15 protein-coding genes, 1 pseudogene and 1 riboswitch are annotated in these 14,369 nt (G+C 72.1%); of the genes and pseudogenes, 13 read left to right on the top strand and 3 right to left on the bottom strand.

Annotated features, from left to right (window positions below; translation table 11 throughout):
* Positions 1 to 165: 165 nt before the first annotated feature.
* From ACVJO7_RS14695 to ACVJO7_RS14675, 5 genes are all read left to right on the top strand, one after another.
* Positions 166 to 2,490 (top strand): molybdopterin cofactor-binding domain-containing protein, encoded by a 2,325-nt coding sequence (locus ACVJO7_RS14695; RefSeq protein WP_491673336.1) that lies wholly within the window; start codon positions 166 to 168, stop codon positions 2,488 to 2,490.
* Positions 2,491 to 2,521: 31 nt separating this feature from the next.
* Positions 2,522 to 2,992 carry a (2Fe-2S)-binding protein gene (locus ACVJO7_RS14690; RefSeq protein ID WP_491673335.1) on the top strand — a complete coding sequence of 157 codons (471 nt, stop codon included), beginning with the start codon at positions 2,522 to 2,524 and terminating at the stop codon, positions 2,990 to 2,992.
* A 404-nt stretch (positions 2,993 to 3,396) separates the two neighbouring features.
* The gene (locus ACVJO7_RS14685) at positions 3,397 to 5,751 is read left to right on the top strand and encodes a molybdopterin cofactor-binding domain-containing protein (RefSeq protein WP_491673334.1); all 2,355 of its coding nucleotides are present in this window, start codon (positions 3,397 to 3,399) and stop codon (positions 5,749 to 5,751) included.
* A 16-nt stretch (positions 5,752 to 5,767) separates the two neighbouring features.
* Positions 5,768 to 6,238, top strand: coding sequence for a (2Fe-2S)-binding protein (locus ACVJO7_RS14680; protein ID WP_491673333.1), 471 nt, complete (start codon positions 5,768 to 5,770; stop codon positions 6,236 to 6,238).
* A gap of 86 nt (positions 6,239 to 6,324) precedes the next feature.
* Positions 6,325 to 6,651: a hypothetical protein gene (locus ACVJO7_RS14675; protein WP_491673332.1), complete on the top strand. Its 327-nt coding sequence runs from the start codon at positions 6,325 to 6,327 to the stop codon at positions 6,649 to 6,651.
* A 115-nt stretch (positions 6,652 to 6,766) separates the two neighbouring features.
* Here the strand turns inward: ACVJO7_RS14675 and ACVJO7_RS14670 are convergent, their stop codons facing one another.
* Positions 6,767 to 7,081, bottom strand: a complete 315-nt coding sequence (locus ACVJO7_RS14670; protein ID WP_344023166.1) for a DMT family transporter — start codon at positions 7,079 to 7,081, stop codon at positions 6,767 to 6,769.
* A gap of 19 nt (positions 7,082 to 7,100) precedes the next feature.
* A riboswitch (guanidine-III (ykkC-III) riboswitch) is annotated at positions 7,101 to 7,164 on the bottom strand.
* A 95-nt stretch (positions 7,165 to 7,259) separates the two neighbouring features.
* Between ACVJO7_RS14670 and ACVJO7_RS14665 the strand changes: the two genes are divergently transcribed.
* Genes ACVJO7_RS14665 through ACVJO7_RS14645 form a run of 5 tightly spaced genes read left to right on the top strand, consistent with a single transcriptional unit; the run spans position 7,260 to position 11,664 of the window.
* Positions 7,260 to 8,030 (top strand): hypothetical protein, encoded by a 771-nt coding sequence (locus ACVJO7_RS14665; protein WP_491673331.1) that lies wholly within the window; start codon positions 7,260 to 7,262, stop codon positions 8,028 to 8,030.
* Between the two features lie 23 nt (positions 8,031 to 8,053).
* Positions 8,054 to 9,076 (top strand): iron-siderophore ABC transporter substrate-binding protein, encoded by a 1,023-nt coding sequence (locus ACVJO7_RS14660; RefSeq protein ID WP_491673330.1) that lies wholly within the window; start codon positions 8,054 to 8,056, stop codon positions 9,074 to 9,076.
* 52 nt (positions 9,077 to 9,128) lie between these two features.
* Positions 9,129 to 10,073, top strand: a complete 945-nt coding sequence (locus ACVJO7_RS14655; protein ID WP_491673329.1) for a metal ABC transporter substrate-binding protein — start codon at positions 9,129 to 9,131, stop codon at positions 10,071 to 10,073.
* The gene (locus ACVJO7_RS14650) at positions 10,070 to 10,807 is read left to right on the top strand and encodes a metal ABC transporter ATP-binding protein (protein ID WP_344023174.1); all 738 of its coding nucleotides are present in this window, start codon (positions 10,070 to 10,072) and stop codon (positions 10,805 to 10,807) included. Before ACVJO7_RS14655 ends, ACVJO7_RS14650 begins: the two co-directional genes overlap by 4 nt.
* A complete protein-coding gene (locus tag ACVJO7_RS14645; RefSeq protein WP_491673328.1) occupies positions 10,804 to 11,664 on the top strand; it encodes a metal ABC transporter permease in 861 nt (286 codons plus the stop codon). The genes ACVJO7_RS14650 and ACVJO7_RS14645 overlap by 4 nt, the downstream gene beginning before the upstream one ends.
* A 16-nt stretch (positions 11,665 to 11,680) precedes the next feature.
* Here ACVJO7_RS14645 and ACVJO7_RS14640 read toward each other — a convergent pair whose 3' ends face one another.
* The gene (locus ACVJO7_RS14640; protein ID WP_491673327.1) at positions 11,681 to 12,037 is read right to left on the bottom strand and encodes an STAS domain-containing protein; all 357 of its coding nucleotides are present in this window, start codon (positions 12,035 to 12,037) and stop codon (positions 11,681 to 11,683) included.
* A 213-nt stretch (positions 12,038 to 12,250) separates the two neighbouring features.
* On the bottom strand, positions 12,251 to 12,598 hold the full coding sequence (locus ACVJO7_RS14635; RefSeq protein ID WP_491673326.1) for a hypothetical protein: 348 nt from the start codon (positions 12,596 to 12,598) through the stop codon (positions 12,251 to 12,253).
* 312 nt (positions 12,599 to 12,910) lie between these two features.
* Here ACVJO7_RS14635 and ACVJO7_RS14630 point away from each other — a divergent pair.
* From ACVJO7_RS14630 to ACVJO7_RS14620, 3 genes and pseudogenes are all read left to right on the top strand, one after another.
* A pseudogene (locus tag ACVJO7_RS14630) lies at positions 12,911 to 13,374 on the top strand (helix-turn-helix transcriptional regulator).
* A 10-nt stretch (positions 13,375 to 13,384) separates the two neighbouring features.
* The gene (locus tag ACVJO7_RS14625; RefSeq protein ID WP_491673325.1) at positions 13,385 to 13,795 is read left to right on the top strand and encodes a VOC family protein; all 411 of its coding nucleotides are present in this window, start codon (positions 13,385 to 13,387) and stop codon (positions 13,793 to 13,795) included.
* A gap of 40 nt (positions 13,796 to 13,835) precedes the next feature.
* Positions 13,836 to 14,366, top strand: coding sequence for a DUF6886 family protein (locus tag ACVJO7_RS14620; protein ID WP_491673324.1), 531 nt, complete (start codon positions 13,836 to 13,838; stop codon positions 14,364 to 14,366).
* Positions 14,367 to 14,369 lie beyond the last annotated feature (3 nt).

Raw genomic sequence — 14,369 nt, 5'->3', positions numbered from 1 at the left:
CTGCGAGAACCCGGCGGATGACCGCACGTGCTGCGGAGAAGTACCCCGGATCGGGGTCGAACCGCTGCGCGCATCCCTGCGAACGGGCCCTCGTTTCGCCCTCGACGGACTCCGGCGAGCGGCTCCCCTGCATCACAGTCGCCGGAGGTGATGGAGAGGACGACGATGTCTGCCCCGACTCGTGCACGCACACCACGCAGCGACGTCAGCCGACGGCGCTTTCTCGGCTACCTGGTAGCCGCGCCCACCCTGGTCGTCGCGGCCGAGCTGGGTCGCCAGCAGCTGTTCGCCCCGCCCGGGGCGTCGGCCGCGGCGATCCCCTCGCCGCCCCAGGTCGCCGATGTCTACGACCTGCTCGACGCGGTCCGCGACTCCTCGCGGCCGACCGCGAACCTGGTCCGGGTCGAGGTCAACCGGGACGGCACGGTGTCGTTCCAGCTGCCCCGCTCGGACAACGGCCAGGGCATCGTCACCTCGACCGCGATGATCATCGCCGAGGAGATGGACCTGGAACCCGAGCAGGTGATCGTCACGCTCGCCGACTCCCGGCCGGAACTGGTGTTCAACCAGCTCACCGGTGGTTCGAGCACGACGTTCTCCACCTTCACCCCGATCCGGGTCGCCGCGGCGCTCGCCAAGGGCAGGCTGCTCGACGCGGCCGCGCACATCCTCGGGCAGGACGTCGACACGCTCACCAGCCGTGCCGGCCTGATCACCGGTGCCGGCGGCAGCGCGATCCCGTTCGGCGAGCTCACCGAGGCCGCGGCCAGCGACGTCACCCGCGAGGTCCAGGTCGCGCTGAAGCCGCGTGAGGACTTCCGGGTGATCGGCACCCCGCGGACCAAGAACGACGCCCGGGCGATCGTCACCGGCAAGAAGGAGTTCATCGCCGACCTGAAGATCCCGGACGCGCTGCCGACGCTGATCTGCCGCGGCCCGAACCTGAACTCCGCACCGCTCGGCGTCGCGAACGCCGACGAGGTCCGGGACATGCCGGGGATCACCGACGTCGTCGAGGTCAGCACCGGGGTCGCGGTCCGCGCGCACACCTACGGCCAGGCCGTCGACGCCGTCAACGCGCTTCGCGTGCGCTGGGACGCCGGGACGATCGAGGGCGAGGACGACGAGTCGATCCTGGCGAAGGTCCGCGCCGCGGAGCTCCCGCTCGCCGTGCCGTCCGTTCCCGGCGAGACCGTCGAGGGCGAGTTCGCCTTCTACTTCCGCAGCAGCTCGGCGTTGGAGACGAACACCGCGATCGCCGACGTCCGCGACGGCAAGGCGACGATCTGGACCTCGCTGAAGATCCCGATCACCGTGCAGTACGACATCGCCGAGCAGCTGGGCCTGCCGGTCAACGCGGTGACGATCCACATCGTCCAGGGCGGCGGCTCGTTCGGCCGCAGGCTGTTCGGCGACGCGGCCAAGGAGGCCGCCGAGATCTCGCAGAAGATCGGCAAGCCGGTCAAGCTGATCTGGAGCCGGGCCGACGATTCCCGGCAGGGCCGGGTACACCCGCTCGCCACCTCGCGGATCCGCGCGGTCGTCGCCGGTGAGTCGGTGGTCAGCTTCGAGCAGCGGCACACCAGCGTGGCCTGCGACTTCGGGCACGGCTTCGGCGACGCGGTCACCGCCGCCGCGGCCAAGGCGCCGCTCGGCCAGGTCGGCGTCGCGGAGGCGATCTGGGAGCTCACCCAGAACACGCCGTACGACTTCGGTGTGCAGACCCGCACGCTGTCCGAGGTGGACATGCGGTTCAACACCGGATCGATGCGCAACGTGTACTCACCGGACGTCGGCACCGCGCGCGACCTGATCGTCGACCAGATCGCCGCGAAGATGGGCAAGGACCCGTACGAGTTCCGCCGCGAGTTCCTGCGCAACGACGCGATGCGCGCGGTCCTCGACAAGGTCGCCGAGGAGGGTGACTGGGGCCGGTCCATGAAGAACGGGACCGCCCAGGGCCTCGGGTTCCACGTCGAGTACAAGAGCTTCGCGGCCTGCCTGGTGGAGATCGACTGCCGGCCGGAGACGGTGGGCCGGGAGATCCGCGCCGCCCGCTCCGGGCCGCGGATCACCAAGGTCGTGTTTGCCAGCGACGGCGGTCTGGTGATCAACCCGCTCGGCTACAAGGCGCAGATCATGGGCGGCATCAACGACGCGATCGCGATGACGCTGACCTCCGGGCTGCACCTGGTCGACGGGCACTTCGTCGAGGCCAGCTGGGACAACTACTTCTACACCCGGCAGTGGAACACCCCGCCCGAGATGGACATCTTCATCGTCGACAGCGGGCGGCCCGAGCCGGGCGGCGTCGGCGAGCTCTCCGTCGCGCCGACCTGCGGGGCGATCGCGAACGCCTACGCCCGCGCGACCGGGACGGTGCCGCAGTACTTCCCGATCATGCACAAGGACCCGCTGCCGTTCGAGCCGTACCCGACCGTCCCCCCGATCCCGCCCTCGCCGACCAACGGTCTCGAGCTGGCCCGTTGACGCGTCGCCCGATCTGAGGAGCTCCCACCACATGTCCACACACACCTTCACGCTCAACGGCGAGCGCGTCTCGGTCGAGGTCGCCGACGACGTCCGCCTGCTGTGGGTCCTGCGCGACCTGCTCGGGGTGACCGGGCCGAAGTACGGCTGCGGCATCAACGTCTGCAAGGCCTGCACCAGCCACATCAACGGCAAGGCGTTCAACCCGTGCGCGACGCCGGTGGGCGCGCTGTCGGAGTCCGACGAGGTCACGACGATCGAGGGTCTGGCCGACGGTGACGAGCTGCATCCGATGCAGCAGGCGTGGATCGACAACGACGTGGCGCAGTGCGGTTACTGCCAGCCGGGTCAGATCATGGCTGCGGTGTCGTTGGTGCGGCGGTGCAAGGAGGAGGGTCGCAAGATCGACGACGCGGCCCTGGACGAGATCCGCAACATCTGCCGGTGCGGGACCTACAACCGGATCCGCGAGGCGATCAGGGCCGGCGCCGACGCCATGTGAGACGCCCACGGTGACGCGCCGGGGTCGTCGCGTCCGCCGCCAGGGCTCCCGGCGGCGGACGTGACCCCCTTCGGACGACACCCCCTCAGCGGTTCGGTGTCAATCAGCGACCCTCACCCGGACGGGTGGTTCACCTCACAGGGCGAAACGGCGGTCGTGCGGGGCCGCGGAGGGTTTTTTCTCCGCAGATGCGGGTAAGGCTCCCCTGAGTGGCACCTCGTTGACCTGCGAAGAACGTGATCGGCCGCGAGCGGACGCGCGGATTCGATCGACACCGGAAGGGCCTACCGGCGCGTAACCGTCGAACGATCGGCCTCGTTGCCTGCCCCGAGAGCCCATGGCGCCCCCGCTCCCCGCACGCGGGGCGCCACGTGGGTCACCGCAGCACCCTGGAGAGGACAACGATGCCCGCTCATCGCGCCCCCGCCCCCGAGCGTCCGGCGTCCGACGGCCCCCGGTCGAACGTCAGCCGACGCCGCTTCCTCGGCTACCTCGTCGCGGCGCCGACCCTCGTGGTCGCCGCCGAGATGGGCCGGCAGACCCTGTTCGGTGGCGGCGTGCCGCAGGCCAGCGCCGCGGCGATCCCGTCGCCGCCGCTGCCCGCCGAGGTCTACGACCTGCTCGACGCCGTCCGCGACGCGGCCCGGCCGACCGCGAACCTGATCCGGATCGAGGTCAACCGGGACGGGACGGTCTCGTTCGCGCTGCCCCGCTCGGACAACGGCCAGGGCATCATCACGTCCACCCAGATGATCATCGCCGAGGAGATGAACCTGGACCCGGACCAGGTCGTCGTCACCCTCGCCGACGCCCGCCCCGAGCTGGTGTTCAACCAGCTCACCGGCGGCTCGGCGACGACGTTCTCCACCTACACCCCGATCCGGGTCGCCGCCGCGCTGGCCCAGGGCAGGCTGCTCGACGCCGCCGCCGCGCAGCTGGGCCAGGAGAAGAGCGTCCTCACCAGCCGGACCGGCCTGATCCTCGGCCAGAACGGCGAGGAGCTGCCGTTCGGCGAGCTCACCGAGCTCGCCGCGAGCCCGGTGGACGACGCCGTCGAGGTCGTGCTCAAGCCGCGCGAGGAGTTCACCGTCATCGGCACGCCGCGGACCAAGTCCGACGCGCGGGCGATGGTCACCGGCCGGAAGAAGTTCCTCACCGACCTGCAGATCCCGGACGCGCTGCCGACCGTGATCTGCCGCGGCCCGAACCTCAACTCCGCCCCGACCGGCGTGAACAACCTCGACGAGGTCCGGAACATGCCGGGCGTCACCGACGTCGAGCAGGTCCGCACCGGCGTCGCGGTCCGCGCGGTCACCTTCGGCCAGGCCGTCGATGCGGTCAACGCGCTCGACGTGAGCTGGGACGGCGGCACCGTCGAGGGCGAGGACGACGAGTCGATCCTGGCCGCGGTGCGCCGCGCCGAGCTGCCGCTGGCCGTGCCGCAGGCGCCCGGCGAGACCGTCGAGGGCGACTTCGTCTTCTACTTCCGCAGCAACTCCGCACTGGAGACCAACTGCGCGATCGCCGACGTCCGCAGCGGCTCGGCCGAGCTGTGGGGCCCGTCCAAGAGCCCGATCGCGGCCCAGGCCGAGATCGCCCAGGAGCTGGGGCTGCCGCAGAACGCGGTCACCATCCACGTCACCGAGGGCGGCGGCTCGTTCGGCAGGCGGCTGTTCTTCGACGCGCTGCAGGAGGCCGCCGAGGTCTCCCAGGTGATGGGCAAGCCGGTCAAGCTCATGTGGACCCGGGCCGACGACTCCCGGCAGGGCCGTGTGCACCCGCTGGCCACCACCCGGGTGCGCGCGCAGGTCACCGGCGAGTCGGTCTCCAGCTTCGAGATCCGGCACACCAGCGTGTCGACCGAGGTGAACCCCGGCTTCTCCGAGGGGATCACCGCCGCGGTCGCGAAGCTCCCGCTCGGGAACTACTCGGTCTCCCAGGCCATCTACCTGACCACGCAGTCCAACCCGTACAACGTCGGCGTCGCGACCTCACTGCTCAACGAGGTCGACATGCGCTTCAACACCTGCTCGATGCGCAACATCTACTCGCCGGACACGGCCACCGCCCGCGAGCTGATGATCGACCAGGTCGCCGCGAAGCTCGGCAAGGACCCGTACGAGTTCCGGTCCGGCTTCGTGAAGCTCGACCGGTTCAAGAAGGTCGTGGACCGGGCCGCCGAGGAGGCGGACTGGGGGAAGTCGATGCCGGAGGGCACCGCCCAGGGCATCGCCATCCACCAGGAGTACAAGGGGATCGCCTGCGCGGTCGTCGAGCTCGACTGCCGCCCGGAGACGGTGAACCGCCGGATCCGCGAGGCCCGGACCGGGCCGCGGGTCACCAAGGTGACCTACGTCGTCGACATCGGCCTGGTGATCAACCCGCGCGGGCTCGAGGCGCAGATGATGGGCGGCATCAACGACGGCATCGCGATGACGCTGACCTCCGGGCTGCACCTGGTCGACGGGCACTTCGTCGAGGCCAGCTGGGACAACTACTTCTACACCCGGCAGTGGAACACCCCGCCCGAGATGAACATCGTGATCATCGACGACTCCGAGGCCCCGGAGCCCGGCGGCGCGGGCGAGTTCGGCGTCGCCGCCACCTGCGGGGCGATCGCCTGCGCCTACGCCCGCGCGACCGGGACGGTGCCGCAGTACTTCCCGATCATGCACAAGGACCCGCTGCCGTTCGAGCCGTACCCGACGATCCCGCCGGTGCCGCCCGCCCCCACCAACGGCCTCGAGCTGGCCCGCTGAGAGCAGGAGCTTCCCCATGCCCACACACACCTTCACGCTCAACGGCGAGCGCGTCTCGGTCGAGGTCGAGGACGACGTCCGTCTGCTCTGGGTGCTCCGCGACGTCCTCGGGGTGACCGGGCCGAAGTACGGCTGCGGCATCAACGTCTGCAAGGCGTGCACGTCGCACGTGAACGGCAAGGCGTTCAACCCGTGCGCGACGCCGGTGGGCGCGCTGTCGGAGTCCGACGAGGTCACGACGATCGAGGGTCTGGCCGACGGTGACGAGCTGCATCCGATGCAGCAGGCGTGGATCGAGAACGACGTGGCGCAGTGCGGGTACTGCCAGCCGGGTCAGATCATGGCTGCGGTGTCGTTGGTGCGGCGGTGCAAGGAGGAGGGTCGCAAGATCGACGACGCGGCCCTGGACGAGATCCGCAACATCTGCCGGTGCGGGACCTACAACCGGATCCGCGAGGCCATCAAGACCGGCGCGGACAACATGTGATCGTCGTGCGGCGTGGTCCATACGCCGCACGTCACTAGGCCGTTAGAGTGACGGCCTGCTCGCTCCCCAGACGAAGGACGGATTCGATGAAGAACCGGATGCGACGCTCGCTGATCGCCGTCGGCGCCCTGGGCGCCGTGGCCTTCCCGCTCGCCGGGATCGCCGCGGCCGACGAGGGCGCGGAGGACGCCACCACCGGCTTCCCGAGCACCCAGAGCCCGACCCAGGCGATCGACGCCGTCGGCTCGCTGGTTGACACCGCGCAGTTCGGCTTCGTCGATGCCGCGGACAGCTACCTGCCGAGCAACCGCCCGGACGGCGTCAACGGGACCGAGACCGAGTTCCCGGCGATCACCCCCGGCTACGTCGAGGGGCCGGTCGGCGGGCTCATCAAGAACGGACCCTTCGAGTAAAGGGGCTCCCCGGTCGGCGGGGCCGCATCCCACACGGGGTGCGGCCCCGCCGTCGTTCCCGGGCCGCCCGGTCCTTCAGTACTGATTTCAGTACTGATCCTTCAGGGCCGGTCCTTCAGTGCAGGACCTTCAGGCCCACCACGCCGGCGACGATCGCCAGCAGGCACAGCAGCCGCGCCGTCGTTGCGGGCTCGCCGAGCGCCACCATCCCGTAGATCGCGGTGCCGACCGCACCGATCCCGACCCACACCGCGTACGCGGTCCCGACCGGCAGCTCCCGCAGGGCCAGCGCCAGACCGCCCATGCTCAGGAACAGCGCGCCGCCGAACAGCAGCGACGGCCCGAGCCGGGAGAAACCCCGGCTCTGCGACAGCGCCGCCGCCCACACCGTCTCCAGCACACCCGAGACCACCAGGTAGATCCACGCCATGACGCACGTCCTCCCGAAGGGTGCGTCGTCTTGGCGGTCCGGGTACGGCGCGTCTCGTCCGGGGTGCCGCCGTGCGGCGGTCCGGGACCCAGCATGCCGGACCGGCCCGCCCGGGGGACCCGATGGTGACCGATCGGACCGGGCCGGCCGGGACGCGGGTTCGTGCGACCCTGGTGCCATGACCGACACCGGCCCCGGCGGACCGATGGCCGAGCTCCGCGAGTGCTGCGCGCCGCTGGCGTTCGCCCCGCTCCCCGGGTTCGCGACCGCGCCGCCCACCGGCCCCGGCTGGGTCCCGCTGGCCCGGATCGCCGATCCCGGCGACCCGATCCTGGACCGGCTGCTCGACGCCCGCCGCGACGCACCGCCCGGCCCGCGCGCCGTGCACACCCTGCGCGACCTGGTCCGCGAGCTGGTCTTCGCGACGGCGGGCTCGGTGTACCTGTCCGGGACCGCCCCTGCGCCGTCGCCGCAGCGCTACCTCTGCCGGGTCGAGTCCGGCGCCGTCACCGGGCGGGTCCTGGTGGTGGACGGCGCTCCGGCCGCCGATCGCGAGCTGGCCCCCGCGTTCGTCGGCACCCTCGCCCCGCTCGTCGGGTTGCTGGGGGAGCGGACCCGGGTGGGCTCGCGGACACTGTGGAGCTACGTCGTCGACATGCTCCACTTCGGGATGATGAACGTGGCCCGTCAGCTCGGCAGGGAGCGCGCACCGGCCTGGCGGCGGGCCGAGACGCTGGCCGGGCACCTGTTCGAGGCCGGGCTGCCGCGCCGCTCGGTGCCGGCCCTGGTCCGCTACGGCGCCACCGACGACCAGGTGTGGGGCGTCCGCGGCGCCTGCTGCCTGGACTTCACCGACGGCGTGCACGGGATGTGCCTGACCTGCCCGGTGCTCGACGCCGGGGAGCGGGCCCGGAAGTGGGCCGCCTCCGACCTCGCTGGACGGAAGTAGGGCTCACCTCTACCGTCCGAATCGTGCTGCTCGCGCCGGACCGCCCCCGCACCGTGACCGCCCGTCCGCGCTCCGCCCTGGACCGGCGGGGCTTCCTCGCCGCCGGCGCGCTCGCCGGTCTGGCCGCCGCGGCCGGGTGCTCGCCCGCCGCCCCGGCCGGTGACGCCCCGGACGGCGGCCGGACGGTCGAGCATCCACTGGGGACGGCGCAGGTGCCGGTGGCGCCGCAGCGGATCGTGTCGCTGGACAGCAACGGCGGCCTGCAGGTCGCGCTCGAGGCCGGGGTGCCGCTGATCGCCTCCGAGACGTTGCAGGGCGCCGCCCCGGTGCCGCCCTACCTGCCGGCGCCGGCGGCGGACTTCACCCCGCTCGGGTTCAACCAGCTCAACCTGGAGCAGCTGGTCGCGATCGGCCCGGATCTCATCATCGGCAACACCCAGCGGATCGAGGAGCACTACGACCGGCTCGCCGCGATCGCGCCGACCGTCGCCTACGAGAACGCCGGGCGCGGCGCCGTCTGGCAGGAGGCGGTACGCACCATCGGCGACGTGCTCGGCGCGGGCGAGGAGATCGAGCGGCGGCTGGCGGCCTACGCCGAACGCCTGGACCAGGTGCGGTCGGCGCACACCGGGGTGATCGACCGGTACACCGTCGCACTGCTCCGGTTCACCACCGACGAGCTGCGGATCGTGCGCGGCCAGATCTTCGGATCCGCCGTCCTGGCCGACGCCGGGCTGACCCGTCCGCCGTCCACCGACCTGCCCTCGCCGCAGCAGACGCACGTGCCGATCGGCGACGAGTCGGTCGGTGTGCTCGCCGACGCCGACGTGCTCCTCTACTTCCTCGGGGGCGGCGGCCTGGTCGACGAGGCGGACGCGACCTTCGAGCGCTACACCGCCGGCGGGCTGTGGGAGCAGCTGCCCGCGGTGCGGGCCGGCCGGGTGGCGCAGGTCGATCCGCTCGCCTGGTGGGACGGGTACTCGGTCTCCGCCGGGCTGGCCTGCCTCGACGAGCTGGATCGCGTGCTCGGCGGGCTCCGCACCTGATCTCAATCTCCTGTCCTTGCCGTGTGGCGGCTCGTGCCACATAGTGTTCGCCATGCCTAACTCGCGCTGGCTGCCGCGGCGAACTTCGGCGCTCGCGGCGGTCCTGCTCGCGGTCGCGGTGCTGGCCGGCGCGTGCGGCCAGGGGCCGGCCCCGGGCGCCGCCGACGACGACCCGCGGCCGGTGGTGCTGGCGACCTTCACGGTGATCGCCGACATGGCCCGCGAGGTCGGCGGCGACCGGGTCCGGGTCGAGTCGATCACCCGGCCGGGCGCGGAGATCCACGACTACGAGCCGGTGCCCGGGGACCTGGTCCGCGGGGCCGGGGCGGATCTGGTGCTGGACAACGGCCTGGGCCTGGAGCGCTGGTTCGAGCAGTTCGTCGACCGCTCCGAGGCCACCTCGGTGACCGTCAGCGAGGGCGTCGAGGTGCTGCCGATCGTGGCCGGCGAGTACCGCGACCGGCCGAACCCGCACGCCTGGATGTCGCCGGTGGCGGGGGAGCGATACGTGCAGAACATCCGGGACGCGCTGATCGAGCTCGATCCGGCGGGCCGCGACGTCTACACCGCGAACGCCGAGCGCTACGCCGCCGAGATCCGCCGGGTCGGCGAGGACCTGCGGACCGAGCTCGGCGCCCTGCCCGAGACCCAGCGGGCCCTGGTGACCTGCGAGGGCGCCTTCTCCTACCTGGCCCGCGATCTCGGCCTGCGCGAGGCGTACCTCTGGCCGGTGAACAGCGACGCCGAGGGCACCCCGGACCAGATCGCGAGCACGATCGGCTTCGTCCGGGACAACGCCGTCCCCGCGGTGTTCTGCGAGAGCACCGTCAACGACTCCGCGCAGCGCCAGGTCGCGGCCGAGACCGGGGTCCGCCTCGCCGGCCCGCTCTACGTGGACTCGTTGTCCGAACCGGACGGTCCGGTGCCCAGCTACCTGGAGCTGCTCCGGCACGACGCCCGGGTGATCGCCGACGGGCTCACCGGGGGTGTCCGGTGACGGTGCTCGACGTCCGCGGGGTCTCGGTCCGCTACGGCGAGGTGACCGCGCTCGACGCGGTCGACCTGCAGCTCGGCACGGGCACCGTGTGCGGCCTGCTCGGGGCCAACGGCTCCGGCAAGTCCACCCTGTTCAAGGCCACGATGGGCCTGCTCCGGCCGTACGCGGGCACCGTCCGGATCCTCGGCGGCGACGTCCGGTCGGCCCGCCGGTCCGCCGCGATCGCCTACATGCCGCAGGCCGAGGCGATCGACCCGGACTTCCCGGTCACCGCCCGCGAGGTCGTCCTGACCGGGCGCTTCGGCCGGATGGGGATCGCCCGCCGGGCCCGCGCCGCGGACCGGGCGGCCGTCGACGACGCGCTCGCCCGGGTCGGGCTGGCCGATCTCGCGGGCCGCCAGATCGGTCGGCTGTCCGGCGGGCAGCGCAAGCGCGTGTTCCTGGCCAGGGCGATCGCCCAGGACGCCCCGCTGCTGCTGCTCGACGAGCCGTTCGCCGGGGTCGACCGCGGCACCCAGGAGGCCATGACGACGGTGCTGCACGAGCTGCGCGACGACGGCCGGACCGTGCTGGTGTCCACGCACGACATCGCGGGCGTCGACACGCTGTGCGACCGGGCGGTGCTGCTGGCCGGCCGGCTGCTGGCCGACGGCCCGCCGTCCGCCGTCGTCACACCGGAGGTGCTCGGCCGGGTGTTCGGCATCCCGCCGGTCCGCGAGGGGGAGGCCCGATGATCGCCTGGATGCTGGAGCCGCTGCAGTTCGGGTTCATGCAGCGGGCGCTGCTGGTCGCCGTCGTGGCGGGCACGGTCGGCGCGCTGCTGTCCTGCTGGCTGACCCTGGTCGGATGGTCGCTGATGGGGGACGCGGTGTCGCACGCGGTGCTGCCCGGGGTGGTGCTGTCCTACATCGTCGGCATCCCGTTCGGCGTCGGCGCGTTCGTCTTCGGGGCCGGCGCGGTCGGGCTGATCGGGCTGGTGCGCCGCACCTCGCGGGTCAAGGAGGACGCCGCGATCGGCGTCGTGTTCACCGGGCTGTTCGCGCTCGGGCTGGTGCTGATCTCGCGTACGCCCAGCGACACCGACCTGTCGCACATCCTGTTCGGCAACCTGCTGGGGCTCTCCACCGGTGACGTCGTGCAGATCGTCGTGCTCGGGCTGGTCACCGTCGCGGTGGTGCTGCTGCGGCACCGCGACTTCACCCTCGTCGCCTTCGACCGGGTGCACGCGCACGCGATCGGGATCGATCCGCGCCGGGTCGAGGCGCTGCTGCTCGGGCTGCTCGCGCTGGCCGTCGTGGTCGCTCTGCAGGCGGTGGGGATCGTGCTGGTCGTCGCCGTGCTGATCATCCCGGGGGCGACCGCGTACCTGCTGACCGACCGGATGGAGCCGATGCTGGCGGTCGCCGTCGCGGTGGCCGTGCTGTCCGGGGTGGTGGGCAGCTACGTCAGTTACTACGTGAACGTCTCCACCGGCGGATCGGTCGTGCTCAGCCTCGCCGTCGCGTTCGTGCTGGCCTACCTGTTCGGGCCGCGGCACGGGATGATCGCCCGGTACCGCGGCGCGCGTCGGCCGGTGCCGGCGGGCAGCTGAGCGGCCCGGGCCCTGCTCAGCCGTCCTCCAGGACGGTCAGCGCGCCGCTACCGGCCAGCGCCCGGTGTACGTCCCGGGTCCGTCCGCGGCGGATCCGGACCCGGATGCCGTCCCGGCCGACCGCGACGAGGGTCTCGATCGCGGCGGTGCTGAGGTGCTCGACGCCGGACAGGTCCAGCACCACGCAGGGGACCGGCCCGGTCAGCTCCCGCAGGAAGCTGCCGAGGGCGGCGGCGGACGCGCCGTCGACCGCGCCCAGGCAGCACACCACCAGACGGCCACCCGGCCGGTGGAAAGCCGTCGCGCACAACGCGCCGGTGGCCAGCCGGTACGTGGGGCAGGTGCCGGTCGCGGTGGTCTCGGGCAGGGGCATCGTTCGTCACCGTCACCGGGTCGAGGCGGGCGGGGCGGTGGCGGGACCTCATGGCGGTGCGGTCCCGCCACCGATCGCTGGGACACCGCCGCGGCTGATTCGTCACGCCGACGAGATATCGCCCACAGCGGGGCAACCCGCGCAGGAAGGGCCCCGGGGCGTGTTCGCCCCGGGGCCCTTCCTGGTGTCCGCGAATGCGGACCTCGTCAGCTGTCAGCCGATGCTGTCGCCAGCCCCGGAGGACTGGGCGCAGGCGTCGGACTGGTCGGTGACCGAGTCGCCGCTCTTGGCCGAGGCGCTGCCCAGGATGCCGAGGGCACCGGTCAGGCCGTTGCCCGCCGCCGCGTCCTCGATCGGAACCTGGACACCCAGCACGTTGACCGGCACGTTGTTGTTGCAGACCTGGACCGGCACGTTGACATTGTTGCCGTTCAGACCCGCGATGAGGCCCTTGGCGTCCTTGTCGATCTCGCTGCCGCCGTCCGAGGCGAACGCCATCGGGCTGATGGCGAGCAGGGCCGCCGCCGATGCCGCAACGACGATTCCAGCCTTCTTCAGCACAGTTTGCTCCTGATGTGTTGTGGCCGTGCCCGAGAGCCCGCCCCTCCGTGTCGGCACAACGAACAGGTGGGAGCCCGTACCGACTGCCGAGAATGATCGCGATCCGTTGGCCTGCAATGCAATGCGCGCAACCCCATCGGGGTAATGAATCACCGTCGGTGCCGATACTCGCTGAATTGAGTGAAATTATTCGGCCGGAATGCGACCGGAACGGGAGATTCCGGCGACCCGGGGTGACGGGATCCCCGATCGGGAGATGTCGAACGAGCGACAGCTTCCGGTCACGGAGGGTGCGGTCCCGCCCGTGGCACGATGACGGGCATGGGCGGGGGCCGGACGGAGGAGCAGCGGCTGCGCGACATCGTCGTCCTCCGGCGGGTGCGCGACCGGATCGACCGGGAGTACGCCCGGCCGCTGAACGTCGAGGCGCTGGCCCGCGGGGCGCACATGTCGGTCGGTCACCTGAGCCGCGAGTTCCGCCGCGTCTACGGCGAGTCGGTGTACTCCTACCTGATGACCCGGCGGATCGAGCGGGCGATGACCCTGCTGCGCCGCGGGGACCTTACCGTCACCGAGGTCTGCTTCGCGGTGGGCTCGTCGTCGCTGGGCACTTCAGCACCCGGTTCACCGAGCTGGTCGGTGTGTCCCCGAGCGTCTACCGGCGCGACCACTCGCAGGCCGCCGAGGGCATCCCGCCGTGCCTGGCGAAGCAGGTGACGAGGCCGGTCCGGCACCGGTCAGGAATCGAGAAGCCCGGACCGGACGACCGTCCCTAGGGTCGTCGCCATGAGCCTCAGCATCCACTACGCCTTCCTCCCGCACACCGACGCCGACGCCGCCATCGGCTTCTACCGCGACACGCTCGGCTTCGAGATTCGGCAGGACGTCGGCTACCAGGACATGCGCTGGATCACCGTCGGCCCGACCGGCGGGGCCGGCACCTCGATCGTGCTGCACCCACCGGCGGCCGATCCCGGGGTCACCGACGCCGAGCGCAGCACGATCCTGGAGCTGATCGCGAAGGGCGCCTACACCGCCGTCACGCTGGCCACCGACGATCTCGACGGGCTGTTCGAGCGGCTGCAGGCCGCCGGCGCCGACGTCGTCCAGGAACCCATCGACCAGGACTACGGCGTGCGCGACTGCGCCTTCCGCGACCCGGCCGGGAACCTGATCCGGGTCAACCAGGTCGGCTGAGCCCGGGGACCCGCGGCCCCGGCTGCGGGACGATGGGGTGATGCGTCCCGACGCCGGACAGGTGCTGCACTTCTCCGAGGACCCGACGATCACCGTGTTCGCGCCGCACGTCGCCCGGACCTCCCGGCAGGCGGCCGCCTACGGGTGGGCCGTCGACGCCGAGCGGGCACCGGCCTACTGGTTCCCGCGACAGTGCCCCCGGGCGATGGCCTGGACCACGCCGCGCACGACGACCGCCGACGCCGCGCACATCATCGGCCCCGGCGCGGGCTCGCGCGTGCACGCCGTCGAGTACGCGTGGCTGGACCGGATCCGGAGCGTCGAGCTGTTCGCCTACCGGCTGCCCGCGGAGCCGTTCACGCCGCTCGGGGAGCCGGAGCCGCACGCGCACGTCGCGACCGCGACGGTCCGGCCGCTCGGGCCGCCGGAACCGGTCGGCGACCTGCTCGCGCTGCACGAGGCGGCCGGGATCGGGCTGCGGGTGCTGCCCCGGATCGGCGCGTTCTGGGCGGCCGTCGCGGCGAGCACGCTCGGGTTCAGCGGGATCCGGCTGGGCAACGCGCAGGCCTAACCC

This window comes from Pseudonocardia sp. DxW (assembly GCF_058448985.1).
This window is presented reverse-complemented; position numbering and strand designations above follow the sequence as displayed.